Origin of the sequence: Paraburkholderia sp. XV (assembly GCF_020177535.1) — a bacterium.
Classification (GTDB): domain Bacteria; phylum Pseudomonadota; class Gammaproteobacteria; order Burkholderiales; family Burkholderiaceae; genus Paraburkholderia; species Paraburkholderia caribensis.
On the sequence record NZ_JAGUUD010000046.1, the window covers coordinates 38,862 to 59,307 of the forward strand.

Sequence of the window (20,446 nt, forward strand, 5' to 3'; positions counted from 1 at the left end):
TACGAATTAATTACGACGCGCGATTCATTTCGCATTAATTCGTCATGCCTTTTTGAATAGACGCAAACTGGCAACGAGCGTCGCTGGCGGCGCTCGCTACGGGATGCTTCTAGATGAAAGCGATTAAGCCGCTGTCACGTTTTAGCTGCCGTGGCAGCCGAGGAAATCTTGCCGGCGATATTGTCGAACAGCGTCGACAGATTGGTTCCAACAGAACCGGCGGAAGTCGCGATTGCAATGGCGACGACACCTGCAATCAGGCCATATTCGATTGCCGTGACGCCCTTGTTGTCTCTCAGGAATTTGCTGGCGAAATGCTTCATTTTGGTGACCCTCGGTTTTTCTAGTCGTTGATTTGATGACACTCGCAATGCTTGCAGACGGCCCGTCAAGGACATTCTCTCCCATGCCCCATGCGGTTTATATGCCTTGGCCTGAAGCCTTTTATCTGCGCATGAACATACTGGCGTTGATGCGCTAAAGCAATTTGAAAGTGGTTGTCTGTTCTATAGCGCACCTCCCGCTCCAGGCGCCATTATGTTTTCAGATTTATAACTTAACAATCTTTTGGAAGCAATCGCGTTACGCCACAAATTTTCAGACCGTTGCGTTTGAACCATTTAGCGTTCTTGCAGATTAGCGGCAGTCTGTGCGCCACAATACATAGGACTTACCATAAGTTAGATTGGCTCCACCAAGCACCCGTTTGAGCCGTTCGTTTCAAGCACCGCGTTACCCCGCGTTACCCATCCTCCCGTAACGAAACCGCGTTCCCGTTACGTTACGCCGCGCTATGCGACGTCGCGCTCCCAGCTGTTTAGCGTTCCTCAGCAGTTATCCCACGTTCCGCGCAATCACCCGCCAGGGCGCGCCGGCATTGGAGCAGCGCGCTCCACACGCGACGGCTCCCGATTTCCTCATACGCAATGGCATACCTGTTGCAGATAGGGACGCGCAGCACCACCACACAACATGAGAGATCCGAGGACGAAATGAAAATTCAAACGACACACGCGCTGGTTCGGGCATCGATCGTCGCGGCTACAGTGACGGCAATGCTGTCGCTGGCCGCTTGCGGCGGATCGGGCTCGTTGAGCCAGGGCACGAAGGGCGGCAGCAGCGGCACGCTGTCGACGGGAGGCGCAAGCGGAACGGCAGGCAGCGGCACGGGCGCGGGAGGCAGCACGACGGCGGGCAATGGCTCCAGCGGCGGCTCGGACAACACCGGCAATGGCTCCAATCCGGCGACGAAGACGGCTAACCAGGTCGGCACCGTCTCGGCCGGTGCGGGCGGCGTCGTAACGGATGTCGGCTCGACGGTATCGGGCGTTGGCAGCACGGTCGGATCGCAGACACTGCCGGGCATCAGCACCGATACGACGCAAGCGGCTGGCGGGGTCGTGTCGAATCTCGGCGCGGCCGTGTCGACACTCGGCAACGGCGTGTCGCAAGGACTCGGGCAACTGGGCGCGACCAGCGATCCGCTGGGCACCACCGTAGCGAGCACGGGCGGGGTCGTGAGCCATGTCGGCGGCGCAGTAACGAGCGCGGGCGGGCTGGTGCAAAGCGTCGGCAGCGGACCGCTTGCGCCGCTCGCGGCCGTCACGACGCCGCTTGGCCGCGTCGTCGAAACGGTGGGCGGTGCCGTGACCGATGGCGGCAACGCATTGACCACCGCTTTGTCGACGGGGCCCGTTCAGCAGGTCACGCAACAACTGAGCACCGCCGTCACGCCGATCACGTCGACGGTCGCGGCGACCACGCAGACGGTTGGCAACACCACGGGCATCGGCGCGCCCGTCAACGGGCTGCTGACGACGCTCGGCAATCAGCTCGTGAAAACAGGCGGCATCGTCGCGACGACGGGCGGCAGTAATCCCGTCTCGGCGGGTCTGGGCAACGTCGTCGCCGATGCCGGCAAGACCAGCGTCGCGGCAGGCGGACTGCTGACGGGAGGCTCGGGCGGCGCGGGCGGCAATCCACTCGCGCCTTTGACGGGCGCGCCTGGCGGCCTGACGGGCGGTTCGAGTGGCTCGGGTAGCGCAGGCGGCTCGGGTGCGGGCAACCCCTTGAGCGCCGTGACGGGCGCGCTGGGCGGCATCACGGCCAGCGTCACCGGCAACGTCGCGGTCGGGATCACGGGTGGCGCGGGCGGCGCGGGCGGTGGCAATGCGGCTTCGGGCGGCAACCCGCTGGGCGGCCTCACGAGCGCTGTCACGGGCGTCGCCTCGACGGTCGCGGGCGCCGTCGCCGCGCCGGCGGCATCGACCTCTTCCACCGGTCCCACCGGTTCATCCGCGCCCGGCGGCCTCTCGCTAACTTCGACGGGCGGCGGCAACGCGAGCGGACCGGCCAATCCTCTTTCCGCCGTCACGTCGCTGGTCGGCGGCCTGCTGGGCGCGGGCGCGAAGAAGTAGCCAAAGCCTCGCTGGCAGTCTGCTGCCTTTGGCGAAGAGATGACGGCCTTCGCCCGCGCGCGACGCGCGTGCTTCACGCCGAAGTGAAGCACGCAGCGGCCGTTCGCGCCTGAAGGTGCACTGAAGGCGCACTGAAGCCCCGTATCGCAGAACCATCCAGGCACGAGAGCAGCGAACGCGACGCCCGGCCAGGCACGCGTGCGCAAAACAATAACGGGCCTCCGAGGACACACCGATGAAATTCGGGACCAGGCAATGGACATTCCTGCTGGCGGCCATCGCTGCGAGCGCGGTTCAGGCGCAGACGCGGCCTGCTGTCAGTGGCAACCCGCTGGGCGGCAACCCACTGGAGGCGCTTCCGCAAATCAAGGCGCCTGAGAAAGGCCCGAACGCGACAGCGCAAATCCAGCCGCAAGCGCCGCAACTCCAGGAACTGCTTGCACGGCATCTCACACCGACCAGGGTCGAGGTCGAAGGCGTCAAGTCGATTCCCTTCAACGACGTCGCGCAGCGCTTCACCCCGCTGGTCGGCAAGGACATCACAATCGGCGAGCTGATCGAAGTCGCGAACGGCGTCACACGGCTCTATCAGGAGCGCGGCTACCCGTTGTCGTTCGCGTTCATTCCAGCGCAGACGTTCGAGAACGGCGTCGTGCGCGTGACGATCGTCGAAGGCTACGTGGCGAACGTGACGGTGACGGGCAAGCCCGGCAAGACCGAGGACAGGATACGCGCGATCGCTGCGCACATCGCGGCGGACCGGCCGCTGCGCCGCACGACCTTCGAACGCTATATCAACGCGATGGGTCTCCTGCCCGGCGTGAAGGTCGCGGCGAACGTGCCGCCGCCGCAGACCACCGACGGTGCAACCACGCTGGAACTCAACGTCGATCGAAAACCCTTCAATGTCAGCACCGGCATCGACTTCAATCATCCCGGCGTGCAAGGGTTGCTGACAGCGACGGAGAACGGGCTCACGTCGCTCGGCGAGCAGTTGAGCGTGTCGGCGCTGCTGCCGAAGGGGCGCGACAACGTCACCTATCTGGCGGCGCATGGCGCGTTGCCCGTCGGCAGTGAAGGCATGACCGCGAGAGTCGATGCGTCGCACTATCGCGGCAATCCGAAGGACAATCCCGGCTTGCCGTCGTACGTCGAGCGCACGGTGATCAACGACAGGATCGGCGGTTCGGTGTCGTATCCGTTCATCCTGAGCAACGCGCGCAGTCTGTCGGGAACGGTGACGGCCTATGCATCGCACGACGAAGACCGCTTCAACAATACGATCACGGGCGCGGCGCTCGGGCTTCGTTCGCAGGTGCGCGTGCTGCAGTTGCAGGCCGACTACGCGGACGTGCAGACGGGCCAGGCGCGCAAGGCCAGCATCAACGTCGCGAAGGCCTTCGACATACTCGGCGCGGGCAAAGCCGGCGACTCGAACATCCCCGGCACGACGACCGTCAACCCCGCTTCGATCACCTTTGTCCGCACGGGTGCGAGCTTTTCGCAAACCAACGAGTGGCCGCTCGGCATCGGCACGACGCTCGCCACAACGGGCCAATACAGCCCCGATACGCTGCCCGCCTCCGAGCAGATTTCATTCGGCGCGCAACGCTTCGCGCAGGGTTATCAACCCGGCGAGACATCGGGCGATTCGGGCTGGGGCGCGTCGTTCGAAATCAATCGCCCTATCGCGCCTGGTTTCACGTATCTGCGCACGTTCACCCCGTATGTTTCGGTCGACATGGCGCGCGTCTATCTGCATGCGGGCACGCCGCAGCCGAAAAAGCTTGCTTCGGTAGCGCTCGGCTTCCGGATCTCCGACGCGAAGTATTACAGCCTGGATCTGTCCGTCGCGAAGGCGGTCGGCGATGCGCCTGTCGAGAGCGCGTCGCGCAGTCCACGCATCAACGCGACGTTCTCGTATCAGTTGAACTGACTCATGCGTCGTTGCCAGGACCCGCACCGATTAGAGCATTCACTATCAAACGACGCGGATACTTTCACGTATTCTGCCCTCTCTCATGTATCAAAAGACAGGCATGGCGCCGCCTCGAATCCGTACTCACACGGCGCCGCGCGACATCCATCGCGACGATTTTCAACAAGGAGGACGACAATGACATCACTCACCCGACGCGCGCGCTTTGCGCCCGGCACCACGTTGAAACAGGCCATCGTGGCCAGTGCGCTGCTCGCGGGCGCCGTCACGGCATTCGCACAAGCCGACACGCCCGTCGGCACATGGCAAACCATCGACGATCATACGGGCCAGCCCAAAGCACTCGTGCAGATCACGCAGGACGGGAACGGCAGGCTGAGCGGCAAGGTCATCAAGGGACTCGGACCGAACGATCAGCCGGATCGCCGCTGCACCGCCTGCACGGACGCGCGCAAAGATCAGCCGATTCTCGGCATGACGATCATCGACGATATGAAAAAGGACGGCGACGGCTGGGACGGCGGGCAGATTCTCGACCCGGAGAACGGCAAGCTCTACAAATGCAAGATGCACGTGGAAGACGGCGGACAGAAACTGGTGGTGCGTGGGTATATTGGCGTGTCGCTACTGGGGCGTTCGCAGACGTGGATTCGCCAGAACTGACGTTGTCGCGCGGTGCTCGACTGTCGGCGAGCGCCGCCGCAGGACGTAAAAAAGCCGGTCTGGCGTTGAGTCTCGCCAGACCGGCTTGTCGTTGTCGCGCGCGCTCAATTCGTTCGATCCGTCATGCCGCGTTCTTGAAAGGACTGGTGTAGTCGAACACCAGCGGTGCCGCAGGCACGCCCGACGGCGGCGTAAACAGCGGCATGGCGGGCACGGACGGCTTCACGGCATCGTTCGCGGCCGTGACCACGTTCGGCGCGTGAGTGCGCATGCGGGATTCCATCGTGTTGCATAGTTCGCCGCCTGCGTCGCCGAACAGCTGGTCCATCACACGTTGCAGAACGCCAGCCTGATGCCACGCCTTGAAACGGCGATGGCAGGTTTGATACGAGGGGTATTTACGCGGCATGGCAGACCAGGTAGCGCCGCTGTAGATCACCCAGAGCACACCGTTGAGCACGGAGCGGGTGTTGGCAAGCGGCCGGCCGCGCAGTTCGGAACGGGGCCGCAGTTCCGGCAGCAGCGGCGCGATGCGCTGCCATTCTTCATCACTAATATCGCGATAAGGGGTCATGAGTTCTCCAATCGTCAAGAGTATTTCGACGATATAGAGTCGTCCCACTACCGAATATCAGACCAATCCGAATCTTGAAAATGCACCGCCACCCGCCGCAGCATGGTTCAGCGCGTATCGCGCTATCCCAAACGGGCAGACACAGGTGGCAATTTGATCAGGTGAGCGATGTATCGACGATCCGTCGCGGCGCATCCAGATATTCCTGCGACTGCATCTCGACGATACGCGAAACCGTGCGCGTGAACTCGTTGGCCATCGGCCCTTCTGTGTAGAGCTCTTCGGGCGGCACGGCGGCCGACATCAGCAGCTTGACCTTGTGATCGTAAAAAACGTCGATCAGCCACGTGAAGCGGCGTGCTTCGGACTGCATACGAGGCGTCATCTGCGGAATGCCGGACAGAATCACCGCGTGGAAGCGGCTCGCCAGTTCGAGATAGTCGTTCTGCGAGCGCGGGCCGCCGCACAGCGTCGCGAAGTCGAACCAGACCACGCCGTCCGCGCGACGCAGCGCCTTCAGTTCGCGCTTCTCGATGTGCAGCAGCGGGCTTTCGTCAGGCACGGCCGCGAGCTTGCCGAATGCGTCGCGCAACGCCTTGTCGGAGGCGGCGCCGAGCGGCGTGTGATACACCTCGACCTGCGACAGCGTGCGCCGCCGGTAATCGACGCCGGCATCGACGTTGATCACATCGAGCTTGCTCTTGATCAGCTCGATGGCGGGCAGCAGACGATCGCGATGCAACCCGTCCGGATAAAGCAGATCGGGATCGTAGTTGGACGTCATCACGAACTGCACGCCGTTCGTGAACAGACGATCCAGCAACCGGTAAAGGATCATTGCGTCCGCGATATCGGACACGTGGAATTCGTCGAAGCAGATCAGCCGATAACGCTTCGCAATGCGCCGCGCGAGTTCGTCGAGCGGATCGGCCTGCCCTTTCAGTTCTTCGAGTTCGCGATGCACTTCTCGCATGAACTCGTGAAAATGCAGACGCGTCTTACGCACGAGCGGCACGACTGCGTAAAAGCTGTCCATCAGGAAGCTCTTTCCGCGTCCTACGCCACCCCACATATAGACGCCCTTCGGCAGATCAGGGTGCATGATCAGCTTCATAAAGGCGTTCGGACGACGCGCCTTATACGCAGCCCACTCTTCATAGCACTGTTGCAGACGGTCGACGGCCACGCGTTGGGCCGGATCAGACTCGTATCCCCGGGTCTGCAGTTCCTGTTCGTAGTATTCGGTGACGTTCATTGTGTGAGGCAGCAATGAAGAAGGCGGGAGGGATTCAACCCACCCGCCTTCGTCGTGTTTCGCTCTCAACCCGCATTCCGCATAATTCAGAACCGGGCAGATGCGTCTTACATGTTCAGCGCGCGCTTGTCGACGGCGAGCGCCGCTTCACGCATCACTTCAGACAGCGACGGGTGCGGATGGCAGATACGGCCAATGTCTTCCGACGCAGCCTTGAACTCCATCGCGACAACCGCTTCGGCGATCAGATCCGACGCGTTCGCCGAAATGATGTGCACGCCGAGCAGTTCGTCCGTCTTCGCGTCGGCGATCATCTTGACGAAACCATCCGCCTTGTTGATGCCGAGCGCGCGGCCGTTCGCCATGAACGGGAACTGGCCCGTCTTGACTTCGCGGCCTTCCGCCTTGAGTTGCTGTTCCGTCTTGCCGACCCACGCGATTTCCGGTTCCGTGTAGATGACCCACGGCACGCAGTTGTAGTCGATGTGCGGCTTCTGGCCGTCGATGATTTCGGCAACCAGCACGCCTTCGTCTTCGGCCTTGTGTGCGAGCATCGGGCCGCGCACCACGTCGCCGATTGCGTAAACGTTCGGCACTGACGTCGCGCAGTGATCGTCCACGTCGATGAAGCCGCGCTCGTTCGCCTTCAGGCCGATCGCTTCGAGGCCGAGGTTGTCGGTGTTCGGCACACGGCCGATCGACACGATCAGGCGGTCCGCGTCGAGCGTCTTCGCGTTGCCGTCCTTGTCCGTGTAAGCGATCGACACGCTGTTGCCCGTCGTCTTCACTTCACCGACCTTCACGCCGACGTGGATGTCGAGACCCTGCTTCTTGAACTGCTTGGCGGCTTCCTTCGCGAGCGCCTGGTCGGCGGCGCCGAGGAATTCGGGCAGCGCTTCGAGCACGGTGACTTCCGCGCCCAGACGGCGCCACACCGAGCCCAGCTCCAGGCCGATCACGCCGGCGCCGATGACGGCGAGCTTCTTCGGCACTTCGGTGAACGACAGCGCGCCTTCGTTGTCGGCGACGATCTTGTTGTCGACGGGAACGTTGGGCAGGTGACGCGCCTTCGAGCCCGTCGCGATGATCACGTTCTTCGCCGTGACCACTTCCGTTTCGCCTTCGCCCGACACTTCGATCTGCACACCGGCGTCCGTCTTGCCCGTGAACTTGCCGTGGCCCTTGAGCCACGTGATCTTGTTCTTGCGGAACAGGAACTCGATGCCCTTCGTCATCTTTTCGACGATGCCTTCCTTGCGGGCCAGCATCTTCGCGATGTCGACCTTCACGTTTTCCACGCTGATGCCGTGGTCCGCGAGGTGATGCGACGCGTTTTCGAACTCTTCCGACGAAGCCAGCAGCGCCTTCGACGGAATGCAGCCGACGTTCAGGCACGTGCCGCCCAGCTTCAATGCGCCGGCCGGGTTCTTCCACTTTTCGATACAGGCAACCGTCTTGCCGAGCTGCGCAGCCCGAATGGCCGCGATATAGCCGCCGGGACCGGCACCGATCACGACGACGTCAAATTCTTTGGACATGACTATCCTTTTTGGCTAGCCGACGCGGCCGCGCTCCGCGGCGCGCGTGGCTTCAGATACTGCGGGAATGCGAGAAACACCCGATACATATATCGCGACGGCGGCTTGAAGTTTCAAGCCGCCGTGCGGCATGCATTACAGGTCGAGCAGCAGACGGGCCGGATCTTCCAGCGCGTCCTTCATCGCGACCAGCGACAGCACGGCTTCGCGGCCGTCGATGATACGGTGGTCGTACGACAGCGCCAGATAGTTCATCGGGCGGATCACAATCTGGCCGTTTTCGACCACTGCGCGCTCCTTCGTCGCGTGCACGCCGAGGATCGCCGATTGCGGCGGGTTGATGATCGGGGTCGACAGCATCGAGCCGAACACACCGCCATTCGAGATCGAGAACGTACCGCCCGTCATTTCTTCGATCGACAGCTTGCCGTCCTTTGCCTTCTGGCCGAATTCGGCGATCTTCTTCTCGATGTCCGCGAGGCTCATCTGGTCTGCGTTGCGCAGGATCGGCACGACGAGGCCGCGCGGCGAGCCGACGGCGATACCGATGTCGAAGTAGCCGTGATAGACGATGTCGTTACCGTCGATCGACGCGTTCACCAGCGGGAACTTCTTCAGCGCGTGCACAGCCGCCTTCACGAAGAACGACATGAAGCCGAGCTTCACGCCATGTTCCTTCTCGAACTTGTCCTTGTACTTGTTGCGCAGGTCCATGACGGGCGCCATGTTCACTTCGTTGAACGTCGTGAGGATGGCGTTGGTTTGCTGCGACTCGAGCAGACGCTCGGCGATACGCGCGCGCAGACGCGACATCGGCACGCGTTGTTCCGGACGGTCCTTCAGCCACTGGTCAGCCGATGCCGGCGCGCCGACTTGCGGCAGGGCCGGCTTGGCAGCGCGTGCGGGCGCTGCTGCCGGTGCCGGCGCAGCCTTGGCAGCCGGTGCGCCTGCGGCGACGGCGTCCTGCTTCGTGATGCGGCCATCGCGGCCCGTGCCGGCGACGTCGCCTGCAGCGACGCCCTTCTCGGCCAGAATCTTCGTCGCAGCCGGCGATGCCGCGGTGCTTGCGCCCGCCACAGCGGCAGCTTGTGCCGGTGCGGCGGCAGTTGCCGGTTCAGCTTGCGGAGCCGGCTTGACTTCGGCTTCGACAGCCGCTTCGCCCGCCTTGCCTTCCGTATCGATCTTGGCGATCACTTCGTCGGCGACCACGATATCGCCGTCGTTCTTGATGACCTGCGCGAGCACGCCTGCCGACGGCGCCGGCACTTCGAGCACGACCTTGTCGGTTTCGATTTCGATCAGGATTTCGTCCTGGGCGACAGCTTCGCCCGGCTTCTTCTTCCACTGCAGCATCGTGGCTTCCGAGACGGACTCGGACAGCTGGGGGACCTTGACTTCAACAATAGCCATTTGATTTCTCTGAATACGTATCGGGTGACAACGAACCTTGTGCGAGCCGCGTCCGATATTTGCGCGTAGTAGTCGCGCTTACATGGGATGTTCCGACGCGGGGCGGGAAAGCGCTCAGCGCTTTCCCGGTTCGCTCTCTGTGGTTATTTAACGATGGATGCGCCTTTCAGACGGCCAAACGCGCCTTCGATCAGCGCCTTCTGCTGCTCGTAGTGCTTCGCGTAGTAGCCGACAGCGGGCGAAGCCGAAGCGGGACGGCCGCTGTAGGCCAGCTTCTGTCCTTCCTTCATGCCTTCGCGCAGGTGATGTTCGATGTAGAACCACGGGCCCTGATTCTGCGGCTCGTCCTGCACCCACACCACTTCGGTTGCGTTGTCGTACTTCTTCAGTTCGGCTTCGAACTGCTTGTGCGCGAACGGATAGAGCTGTTCGATACGCAGGATCGCGACGTCTTGCGCCTTCGCTTCGCGGCGATGCGCGACGAGGTCGTAGTACACACGGCCCGAGCAGACCAGCACGCGCTTGACCTTCTTCGCGTCGATCGAATCGTCCGCTTCGCCGAGAACCGGCTGGAACGAGCCCTTCGCGAGTTCCGACAGATCCGACACGGCTTCCTTGTGACGCAGCAGCGACTTCGGCGTGAAGACGACGAGCGGCTTGCGGAACAGGCGGATCATCTGGCGGCGCAGCAGGTGGAAAACCTGTGCCGGCGTGGTCGGCTGAACGACCTGCATGTTGTGATCTGCGCACAGTTGCAGGAAGCGCTCGATACGCGCCGACGAGTGCTCCGGACCCTGGCCTTCGTAGCCGTGCGGCAGCAGCATCGTCAGGCCCGACACGCGGCCCCACTTCACTTCGCCCGACGAGATGAACTGGTCGATCACGACCTGCGCGCCGTTCACGAAGTCGCCGAACTGCGCTTCCCACGCGACGAACGTGTTCGGCTCAGCCGTCGAGTAGCCGTATTCGAAGCCGAGCACGGCTTCTTCCGACAGCACCGAGTCGATCACCGTGAACTTCGCCTGACCTTCGGCGATGTTCTGCAGCGGCACGTACGTGCCGTCGTTCCAGCGTTCGCGGTTCTGGTCGTGCAGCACCGCATGGCGGTGCGTGAACGTGCCACGGCCCGAGTCCTGACCCGTCAGGCGCACGGCATAGCCCGATGCGACCAGCGACGCGAATGCCAGATGCTCGCCCATGCCCCAGTCGAGTTGCGCTTCGCCACGGCCCATTGCACGGCGGTCGTTGATCACGCGCTCGACCAGCGGGTGAACCTTGAAGCCTTCGGGGATCGTCGTGATGCGCTCGGCCAGACGCTTGAGTTCGGCGAGCGGCACGGCCGTGTCCGCTGCGTCCGTCCACTTGCGGTTCAGGAACGGAACCCAGTCGACAGCGTACTTGCTCTTGTAGTTCGACAGGACCGGGTCGACCGTGTGGTGACCTTCGTCCATCGCCTTGCGGTATGCCTTGACGAATTCATCGCCTTGATCGGCGGTGATGACGCCTTGCTGCACGAGCTTTTCAGCGTACAGCGCGCGCGTGCCCGGGTGCTTGGCGATCGTCTTGTACATCAGCGGCTGCGTGACAGCGGGCGTGTCCTGCTCGTTGTGGCCCAGCTTGCGGAAGCAGATGATGTCGATCACGACATCCTTGTGGAACTGCATCCGGAAGTCGATGGCCATTTGCGTGGCCAGTACGACGGCTTCGGGATCGTCGCCGTTCACGTGCAGCACGGGCGCTTCGATCATCTTGACGACGTCCGAGCAATAGAGCGTCGAACGTGCGTCGCGCGGGTCGGACGTGGTGAAGCCGATCTGGTTGTTGATGACGATGTGCAGCGTGCCGTGCGTGCCGTAACCGCGCGTTTGCGCCAGGTTCAGCGTTTCCATCACGACGCCCTGGCCAGCGAAGGCAGCGTCGCCGTGGATCTGCACGGGCAGCACCTGCAGGCCGTTCTCGTCGCCGCGACGGTCCATACGGGCCTTCGCCGAGCCTTCGACCACCGGGTTGACGATTTCGAGGTGCGACGGGTTGAACGCGAGCGACAGGTGAACCGGGCCGCCTTCCGTCGCGACATCCGACGAGAAGCCCTTGTGGTACTTCACATCGCCTGCGGGCAGATCGTCGACGTGCTTGCCTTCGAATTCGGCGAACAGGTCCGCGGGCATCTTGCCCAGCGTGTTGACCAGCACGTTCAGACGGCCGCGGTGCGCCATGCCGATGACGATTTCCTGCACGCCGCTCTTGCCTGCGTGGTGCACGACTTCGTCCATCGACGCGATGAAGCTTTCGCCGCCTTCCAGCGAGAAGCGCTTCTGACCGACGTACTTGGTGTGCAGGAAGCGCTCGAGGCCTTCGGCTGCCGTCAGACGGTTCAGGATGTGCTTCTTCTTGTCAGCCGTGAAGTTCGGCGTGGAGCGGATCGATTCGAGACGTTCCTTCCACCAGCGCTTCTGTTCGGGATCGCTCAGGTACATGTACTCGGCGCCGATCGTGCCGCAGTACGTGTCGCGCAACGCCTTGACGATGTCCCGCAGCGAAGCCTGCTCGAAACCGAAGTACAGGTTGTTCGTGTTGAACGTCTGGTCCATGTCGGCTTCGGTGAAGTCGTAGAACGCAGGTTCAAGCTCGGGAATGTTCGGACGTTCGCGGCGCTTCAGCGGATCGAGGTTGGCCCATTGCGAGCCGAGGAAGCGATATGCGCCGATGAGGGACTGCACATAGACTTGCTTGCGCGCGGTGGTGAGATCCTCACCGCCCGTGCGCGGCAGAAAGGCATTCGCCTTTGCGCGCTGAGCAAACGATTCGACGATCGGGCCATGGGCCACGTCGTTGGCACTGGTGCCATCCGATGCAGGAACGTTCTGCAGAGCGTCGAAATAATTGCGCCAGGTCTCGGGCACTGACGCGGGATTGTCGAGATATGCTTCGTACAACTCTTCTACGTACGGAGCATTGCCGCCGAACAGATACGAGTTCGACTGGAATTGCTTCATCATTTTACGCTCACCTTTCTTCGAGCTTCTCGAGAAATAGCGGGTTACTGAACCTTCCGCGACACGGCCTGACCGTTTAGCGGATTGCGCGAATCAAGTCTTGCTTGGAAGGACCTAAAACTTGCACTCGCCGGAGCATATCACATAACCCATAGTTGACATAGGACAGGCCCCAACTGGAAAGCCCGTGGTACGGGGCTTTGCGGCAAGTTTTATGCTTGCGTAACAGTGTTTGCGGCACTGCAGAAGAATACTTTAGGCGCTTCCACGAAGCTCTGCAGCGAAACGCGCAACGCAAATGCAAAAAGCCGCCCAAAGGCGGCTTTTTGCTGAGGCTTGCGCGAGACTTCGCGATCAGTCGACGGCAGCTTCGCGGCTGGCGCGGCGGCGCTCGTGTTCCTTCAGATGGCGCTTGCGCAGACGGATGCTTTGCGGCGTCACTTCGACGAGTTCGTCTTCGTCGATGAACTCGACCGCGTATTCGAGCGACATCTGGATGGCCGGCACGAGGCGCACGGCTTCGTCGGTGCCCGACGCACGCACGTTGGTCAGCTGCTTGCCTTTGATCGGGTTCACGACGAGGTCGTTGTCACGGCTGTGAATGCCGATGATCATGCCTTCGTACAGCGCATCGCCCGGCTTCACGAACATGCGGCCGCGATCCTGCAGCTTCCACAGCGCGTAGGCGACAGCCGCGCCGTCGTCCTGCGAGATCAGCACGCCGTTGCGGCGCTCGCCGAGCGAGCCGTCCTTGACGGGCGCGTATTCGTCGAACACGTGGCTCATCAGGCCCGTGCCGCGCGTGAGCGTGAGGAATTCGCCCTGGAAGCCGATCAGGCCACGCGCCGGGATGCGGTATTCGAGACGCGTGCGGCCGCGGCCGTCCGACGCCATGTCGAGCATTTCGCCCTTGCGGCGGCCCAGCTCTTCCATCACGCCGCCCTGGTGCGAGTCTTCGAGGTCGACCGTCAGCAGTTCGTACGGCTCGTGCTTCACGCCGTCGATTTCATGCAGCACCACGCGCGGACGCGACACGGCCATCTCGTAGCCTTCGCGACGCATGTTTTCGATCAGGATGGTCAGGTGCAGCTCGCCGCGGCCCGACACTTCGAACACGGTTTCGTCGCCAGTGTCTTTCACGCGCAGCGCGACGTTGTGATTCAGTTCCTTCATCAGACGGTCGCGGATCTGGCGGCTCGTCACGAACTTGCCTTCCTTGCCCGCGAGCGGCGACGAATTCACGAGGAAGTTCATCGTCAGCGTGGGTTCGTCGACGGTGATCATCGGCAGCGCTTCGGGCGCTTCCGGCGCGCAGATCGTCGCGCCGATGCCGACTTCTTCAATACCGTTGATCAGCACGATGTCACCGGCTTCCGCCTCGGCGACCTGCACGCGCTCGAGGCCTTCGAACGACAGCACCTGGTTGATCTTGCGGTTCAGGATTTCGCCTTCCGGACCGAAGCGGATCACGACCTGCTGCCCCGGCTTGATACGGCCGCGCGTGATACGGCCCACGCCGATACGGCCGACGTACGTCGAGTAATCCAGCGACGTGATCTGCAGCTGCAGCGGACCGTCCGGATCGGCCGGGCGAACGGGGACGTGTTCGAGAATCGCTTCGAACAGCGGGCGCATCGTGCCTTCGCGGATGCTCGGATCGAGGCCGGCGTAGCCGTTCAGGCCCGACGCGTAGACGACCGGGAAGTCGAGCTGGTCTTCCGTGGCGCCGAGCTTGTCGAACAGGTCGAACGTCTGGTTGATGACCCAGTCGATGCGCGCGCCCGGACGGTCGATCTTGTTGATCACGACGATCGGCTTCAGACCCAGCGCGAGCGCCTTTTTCGTCACGAAGCGGGTTTGCGGCATCGGGCCTTCGACGGCGTCGACGAGCAGCAGCACGGAATCGACCATCGACAGCACGCGCTCCACTTCGCCGCCGAAGTCGGCGTGGCCCGGGGTGTCGACGATGTTGATGTGCGTGCCTTCGTATTCGACGGCGCAGTTCTTGGCGAGAATGGTGATGCCACGCTCTTTTTCGATGTCGTTCGAATCCATCACGCGTTCAGCGATCTGCTGGTTTTCGCGGAAGGTGCCGGACTGGCGGAGCAGTTGGTCGACGAGCGTGGTTTTGCCGTGGTCGACGTGAGCGATGATGGCGATGTTGCGAAGAGCGCGGGACATAGGAACCTGGAGACGCTGGGATACGAGTGGAGTGCGCCACCTGCCCAGCCACCTTCGCCAAGCCCAAAGCGCACTTTTGGGAACCAATAAGTATAGCACGGACCCGTGACGCTTTTCTGGTATTCCCTGATACCGGACCCGAAAGTCTCGATAAATCGACGTGCGCGCCGCCGCAGCACACTCTCTCCGGACGCGAGAAAGATCCTTGCCTAAGCTGTAATAACGCTTGCCGCGTCAATTATTCGCCTCTACAATCCTGCATAGTCAACCATTGCATTCGCACGAGAATCATGACCGAACCGTCCCAGACACCATCGCCCGAGGTTAGCGAATACCAGTTGGGTGAGAGCGTCGGCTATCTGATTTCCCGCGTGAAGTCGACCATGTCGAACCTCGTGACCCAGCGCACCATGGCCGAACTCGGCATCACCAGCCAGCAAGCCAGCGTGCTGTTCATGGTTGCCAGCGGCAAATGCCTGCTCGCAGCGGAACTCGCGCGGGAATACGGCATCGACGCGAGCGCGGTCACGCGTCTGATCGACCGCCTCGAAAAACGCGGCCTGCTGACGCGGGTACGCAGCGCCGAAGACCGGCGCGCCGTGCGCCTCGCGCTGACGGCCGAAGGCCACGCAATCGCCGCGCGCATGCCGGCTGTCTTCACCAGCGTGACCGAGAAACTACTATCCGGCTTTTCGCCAGAAGAAACGGGATTCCTCAAAAGCCTTCTGAGACGCGTGCTCGCGAACAGCTGCGAAGCGTTCAGCGAAACCCGTGACTCGGCAAGCAATACCGATAACAAATCGTAAGAAATTAGTTGCATCGTCCATTATAGAAAAATGCCATCACACGCAAAGAGTCGAGCGATGAAATTCCTTTCCAGGCCCGCTCCCGTTTCATCGGGCCGTGCGGCCCTCGCCGCGGCCGTGGCGGCGTTCGCCCTCGCCGGCTGCGCAAATTACTTCGATCTGAAGAACGACAACAAGATTGCGTCGACCTCGCAGTTCGAAGCGTCGCAAAGCCTGCCCGCCGAAGGCGGCCAGTGGCCGACGCTCGACTGGGCCGGCCAGTTCGGCGACCCGCAGTTGCCGAAGCTGATCGCGGAGGCGCTCGAAGGCAATCCGTCGATCGCCCAGGCGCAGGCCCGTATCGCGAAGGCGTCGTCCTATATCGAAACGTCGAAGTCGGCGCTGTATCCGAAGGTGGAAGGCAGCTATTCGTGGACCCGCGAGCTGTATTCCGCCAATGCGCTATTCCCGCCGCCCTACGGCGGGACCTGGTACAGCGAAAACAACGTGCTCGCCAGTGCGTCCTGGGACCTCGACCTGTGGGGTAAGAACCGTCAGCGGCTCGGCCAGGCCGTGTCGCAGGAAAAAGCAGCCGAAGCGGACATGCAGCAGGCGCGCGTGACGCTCGCCGCGTCGGTTGCGCGTACCTACAACTCGCTCGCGCAACTGTACGCGCTGCGCGACATCGCCGAGCGCGAGATCAAGAACCGTCAGACGATCGGCGTCATCGCCAACGACCGCGTGAAAGCCGGCCTCGACACCAACGTCGAACGTCAGACGGCCAACGGCAACATCGCGACGAGCCAGTCGAACCTGACGGAACTGGACGGCCAGATCACGACCACGCGCTACGAACTCGGCGCGCTGCTCGGCAAAGGGCCGGACCGTGGCCTGCAGATCGCCAAGCCGGCGTTCAACCCAGGCGGCGCCGTCACGCTGCCCGACAACGTGCCCGCCGATCTCATCTCGCGCCGCCCGGACATCGTCGCCGCGCGCTGGCAGGTCGAAGCCGCGATGCACGACGTGAAGGAAGCGAAGGCCGAGTTCTTCCCGGACGTGAATCTCGCTGCCGGCTTCGGCTTCGATGCGTTCGGCTGGGGCAAATTCCTGACGTCGTCGAGCCGCCAGATCCAGTTCGGCCCGGCAATCCATCTGCCCATCTTCGACGCCGGCGCGCTGCGCTCGCAACTGAAAGGCCGCTACGCCGACTTCGACCTCGACATCGCGAACTACAACCAGACGCTCATCAACGCGCTTTCCGACGTCGCCACGCAGATTTCGTCGATCCGCTCGCTTGACCACCAGCAAGGCGACGCGCAGCGCGCGCTCGACGCGTCGGCGAACGCGTACGAACTCGCCGTGATCCGCTACCGGGCCGGGCTTTCGCCGCAGTTGCAGGTGCTGACAGCGGACCAGAACCGCCTCGCCGCCGAACAGACCGTGACCAACCTGAAGATGCGCCGCCGCGATCTGCAGATCGCGCTGATCAAGGCGCTCGGCGGCGGTTTCGACGCAACGCAGACGGGTCTCGTCGTGCCGACGGATGCACCCGCTTCGTCGGCCTCGACCGCCCACGCGGCGAACTGAGCGCGCAACGATCCGGGCATAAGCACAAGCACACCCGATTGCGATCCGAATAAACGATACAGACTGACAGAATCCGGAGCCTATCCATGAGCACGCCCCAACAACCCGCGAACGCGCAGCCGGCCAGCAACGGCAAACGCAAGCGCATGATGACGCTGCTGGTCATCGTGATCCTGATTGCCGCGATCGCGTACGGCCTCTACTACTTCCTCGTCGCGCGCTTTCACGAAGAGACCGACGACGCCTACGTGAACGGCAACGTCGTGCAGATCACGCCGCAGGTGACGGGCACCGTCGTCGCCGTGAACGCGGACGACACGCAGACCGTCAAGGTCGGCGATCCCCTCGTCGTGCTCGATCCCGCGGACTCGCGCATCGCGCTGCAATCGGCGGAAGCGAACCTCGGTCAGGTCGTGCGCCAGGTGCGCGGCCTCTATGCGGACGACAGCCAGTACCAGGCGCAAGTCGCCGTGCGCCAGGCGGACCTGTCGCGCGCGCAGGATGATTTGAAGCGCCGCATGCAGGTCGCCCAGACGGGCGCCGTATCGCAGGAAGAAATCTCGCACGCGCGCGACGCCGTCAAGAGCGCCCAGGCCGCGCTCGACGCGTCGCAGCAGCAGCTCGCCTCCAACCGCGCGCTGACGGCGAACACGACGATTGCCAGCCACCCGAACGTACAGGCCGCGGCCGCCAAGGTCCGCGACGCGTATCTGAACTACGCGCGCAACACGCTGCCCGCGCCCGTCACGGGTTACGTGGCGAAGCGCTCGGTACAGGTCGGCCAGCGCGTCGCGCCGGGCAATCCGCTGATGGCGATCGTGCCGCTGAACGCCGTGTGGGTTGACGCGAACTTCAAGGAAGTGCAGCTCAAGCACATGCGCATCGGCCAGCCCGTCGAACTGACGGCGGACGTGTACGGCTCGTCGGTCAAGTATCAGGGCAAAGTGGTCGGCTTCTCGGCGGGCACGGGCTCGGCGTTCTCGCTGCTGCCCGCGCAGAACGCCACGGGTAACTGGATCAAGGTCGTGCAGCGTCTGCCCGTGCGTATCGCGCTCGATCCTCAGCAACTCGAGAAGCATCCGCTGCGCATCGGCCTGTCGATGCAGGTCGAGGTGAGCATCAAGGACGACACGGGCGGCGAACTCGGCAGCGCGGTGAACACCGTGTATCAGACCAACGTGTTCGACAAGTACGGCGATCAGGCCGACGCGGAAATCGCCCGCATCATCGCCGAAAACGCCGGCCCGAATGCAGGTCAGCCGCAGAAGGCCGCGACGGGATCGAAGACCGCGGCCAAGCTGATGTAAGCGGTACGCATCTGCCAGGTATCTGCCTCAGACAAGGTTCGAACAATAGATGGCTCAGTCTCAAGCGCAACTCCCTCACCCGCCGCTCGAGGGCGCGCAACTGGTGATCGGCACCATCGCCGTGTCGCTCGCCGTGTTCATGAACGTGCTGGACACGTCGATCGCGAACGTCTCCATTCCCTCGATCTCCGGCGACCTCGGCGTGTCGTCCGACCAGGGCACGTGGGTGATCACGTCGTTCGCGGTCGCCAACGCGATCTCCGTGCCGCTCACCGGCTGGCTCACCGACCGCATCGGCCAGGTGCGCCTGTTCATGGCGTCGATCGTGCTGTTCGTGATCTCGTCGTGGATGTGCGGGCTCTCGCCGAATCTGCCGTTCCTGCTCGCGTCGCGTGTGCTGCAGGGCGCGGTGGCCGGTCCGATGATTCCGCTGTCGCAAACGCTGCTGCTCGCGAGTTATCCACGCGCGAAGGCGCCGATGGCGCTGTCGATGTGGGCGATGACCACATTGATCGCGCCCGTTGCCGGTCCTATTCTTGGCGGCTGGATTTCGGACAACATTTCGTGGCCGTGGATCTTCTACGTGAACATTCCAGTCGGGATCGTCGCCGCGCTGGCCACGTGGGCGATCTTCCGCAACCGCGACTCCGTCATCAAGAAAGCGCCGATCGATATGGTCGGTCTCGTGTTGCTGATTACGTGGGTTGGCTCGTTGCAGGTGATGCTCGACAAGGGCAAGGATCTCGACTGGTTCTCATCGACGACGATCGTGGTGCTCGCGCTGACTGCCGTGATCGCGCTGGCGTTCTTTATCGTATGGGAGCTGACGGACAAGCATCCTGTGGTTGACCTGTCGTTGTTCAAGCTGCGCAATTTCACGGGCGGCACGGTGGCGCTCGCGATCGGCTACGGCCTGTACTTCGGCAATCTGGTGCTGCTGCCGCTTTGGCTGCAAACCGACATCGGCTACACGGCGACGGATGCCGGTCTCGTGATGGCGCCTGTCGGCGTGTTTGCGATCATTCTTTCGCCGCTGACGGGCAAGATCCTGCCGCGCACCGACCCGCGTTATATCTCGACCGCGTCGTTTCTGGTGTTCGCGCTGTGTTTCTGGATGCGCTCGCGTTATACGACGGGCGTCGACACCTATTCGCTGATGCTGCCGACGTTGATCCAGGGGATCGGCATGGCCGGGTTCTTCATTCCGCTCGTGTCGATCACGCTGTCGGGGTTGCCGGGGAACCGGATTCCGGCGGCGTCGGGGCTGTCGAACTTCGTTCGGATCATGTGCGGCGGGATCGGCACGTCGATCTTCGAGACGGCGTGGGATCATCGGTCGATTCTGCATCATGCGCAATTGACCGAGCATGCGAATGCGTATAACCCGGTGTTCAATCAATCGGTTACGCAGATGAGTGGGCTCGGGCTGAATCAGTCGCAGGCGTATGGGCTCGTCAATTCGATGACGACGCAGCAGGCGGCGCAGCTTGGGGTGAATGATCTGTTTTATATATCGGCGGGGATATTTGTTGCGCTGATTGCGTTGATCTGGGTGACGAAGCCTGAGCGTGCGGGCGGAGATTCAGCCGCTGCGGCGTCTGCGGCGCATTGAACGTTGCGCCGTGGTTTGAGTTGCCCTTCGGGCGGGTTGGTTTGCTGTTCGTTTGCGTCCGCGATTTGTTTTTGTGGTTCTGGCGCCGCCGGTCGGTGTTTATGACTTTGCGCTGGCATCCGCGTTTCGTTAGCTCGCTTCACGCGTCGCCCCTGTGCGGGGCGGCACCTACTTTTCTTTGC

The 20,446-nt window shown here is 62.7% G+C and carries 14 protein-coding genes; 7 read left to right on the forward strand and 7 right to left on the reverse strand.

Annotated elements, in window-relative coordinates; genetic code table 11:
• Nucleotides 1-134 precede the first annotated feature (134 nt).
• Nucleotides 135-323, reverse strand: a complete 189-nt coding sequence (locus tag KFO72_RS21595) for a Flp family type IVb pilin (protein WP_054930276.1) — start codon at nucleotides 321-323, stop codon at nucleotides 135-137.
• A 669-nt stretch (nucleotides 324-992) separates the two neighbouring features.
• Here KFO72_RS21595 and KFO72_RS21600 point away from each other — a divergent pair.
• The 3 genes from KFO72_RS21600 (at nucleotide 993) to KFO72_RS21610 (ending at nucleotide 5,019) form a co-directional block, all read left to right on the forward strand.
• A complete protein-coding gene (locus KFO72_RS21600) occupies nucleotides 993-2,417 on the forward strand; it encodes a collagen-like triple helix repeat-containing protein (protein WP_225032995.1) in 1,425 nt (474 codons plus the stop codon).
• Nucleotides 2,418-2,652: 235 nt separating this feature from the next.
• Nucleotides 2,653-4,353, forward strand: a complete 1,701-nt coding sequence (locus tag KFO72_RS21605) for a ShlB/FhaC/HecB family hemolysin secretion/activation protein (protein ID WP_225032996.1) — start codon at nucleotides 2,653-2,655, stop codon at nucleotides 4,351-4,353.
• A gap of 180 nt (nucleotides 4,354-4,533) precedes the next feature.
• Entirely contained in the window at nucleotides 4,534-5,019 is a 486-nt protein-coding gene (locus tag KFO72_RS21610; protein WP_060600405.1) for a DUF2147 domain-containing protein, read from the forward strand.
• A gap of 121 nt (nucleotides 5,020-5,140) precedes the next feature.
• Here the strand turns inward: KFO72_RS21610 and KFO72_RS21615 are convergent, their stop codons facing one another.
• From KFO72_RS21615 to typA, 6 genes are all read right to left on the reverse strand, one after another.
• Complete coding sequence (locus KFO72_RS21615; protein ID WP_225032997.1) at nucleotides 5,141-5,593, reverse strand: transposase; 453 nt, start codon at nucleotides 5,591-5,593, stop codon at nucleotides 5,141-5,143.
• 157 nt (nucleotides 5,594-5,750) lie between these two features.
• A complete protein-coding gene (gene zapE, locus KFO72_RS21620) occupies nucleotides 5,751-6,848 on the reverse strand; it encodes a cell division protein ZapE (RefSeq protein WP_062915464.1) in 1,098 nt (365 codons plus the stop codon).
• A gap of 107 nt (nucleotides 6,849-6,955) precedes the next feature.
• A complete protein-coding gene (gene lpdA, locus KFO72_RS21625) occupies nucleotides 6,956-8,386 on the reverse strand; it encodes a dihydrolipoyl dehydrogenase (protein ID WP_224099430.1) in 1,431 nt (476 codons plus the stop codon).
• Between the two features lie 135 nt (nucleotides 8,387-8,521).
• Nucleotides 8,522-9,796, reverse strand: a complete 1,275-nt coding sequence (odhB, locus tag KFO72_RS21630) for a 2-oxoglutarate dehydrogenase complex dihydrolipoyllysine-residue succinyltransferase (protein ID WP_062915466.1) — start codon at nucleotides 9,794-9,796, stop codon at nucleotides 8,522-8,524.
• Between the two features lie 143 nt (nucleotides 9,797-9,939).
• Nucleotides 9,940-12,795 carry a 2-oxoglutarate dehydrogenase E1 component gene (locus KFO72_RS21635; RefSeq protein ID WP_054930269.1) on the reverse strand — a complete coding sequence of 952 codons (2,856 nt, stop codon included), beginning with the start codon at nucleotides 12,793-12,795 and terminating at the stop codon, nucleotides 9,940-9,942.
• Nucleotides 12,796-13,146: 351 nt separating this feature from the next.
• Nucleotides 13,147-14,973, reverse strand: a complete 1,827-nt coding sequence (gene typA, locus KFO72_RS21640) for a translational GTPase TypA (protein WP_054930268.1) — start codon at nucleotides 14,971-14,973, stop codon at nucleotides 13,147-13,149.
• Between the two features lie 290 nt (nucleotides 14,974-15,263).
• Between typA and KFO72_RS21645 the strand changes: the two genes are divergently transcribed.
• From KFO72_RS21645 to KFO72_RS21660, 4 genes are all read left to right on the forward strand, one after another.
• Complete coding sequence (locus KFO72_RS21645; protein WP_054930267.1) at nucleotides 15,264-15,779, forward strand: MarR family winged helix-turn-helix transcriptional regulator; 516 nt, start codon at nucleotides 15,264-15,266, stop codon at nucleotides 15,777-15,779.
• Between the two features lie 57 nt (nucleotides 15,780-15,836).
• Nucleotides 15,837-17,345, forward strand: a complete 1,509-nt coding sequence (locus KFO72_RS21650; protein ID WP_062915467.1) for an efflux transporter outer membrane subunit — start codon at nucleotides 15,837-15,839, stop codon at nucleotides 17,343-17,345.
• Between the two features lie 86 nt (nucleotides 17,346-17,431).
• Nucleotides 17,432-18,652 carry an EmrA/EmrK family multidrug efflux transporter periplasmic adaptor subunit gene (locus tag KFO72_RS21655; protein WP_054930265.1) on the forward strand — a complete coding sequence of 407 codons (1,221 nt, stop codon included), beginning with the start codon at nucleotides 17,432-17,434 and terminating at the stop codon, nucleotides 18,650-18,652.
• A 49-nt stretch (nucleotides 18,653-18,701) separates the two neighbouring features.
• Entirely contained in the window at nucleotides 18,702-20,264 is a 1,563-nt protein-coding gene (locus KFO72_RS21660; RefSeq protein WP_054930264.1) for a DHA2 family efflux MFS transporter permease subunit, read from the forward strand.
• Nucleotides 20,265-20,446: the final 182 nt, after the last annotated feature.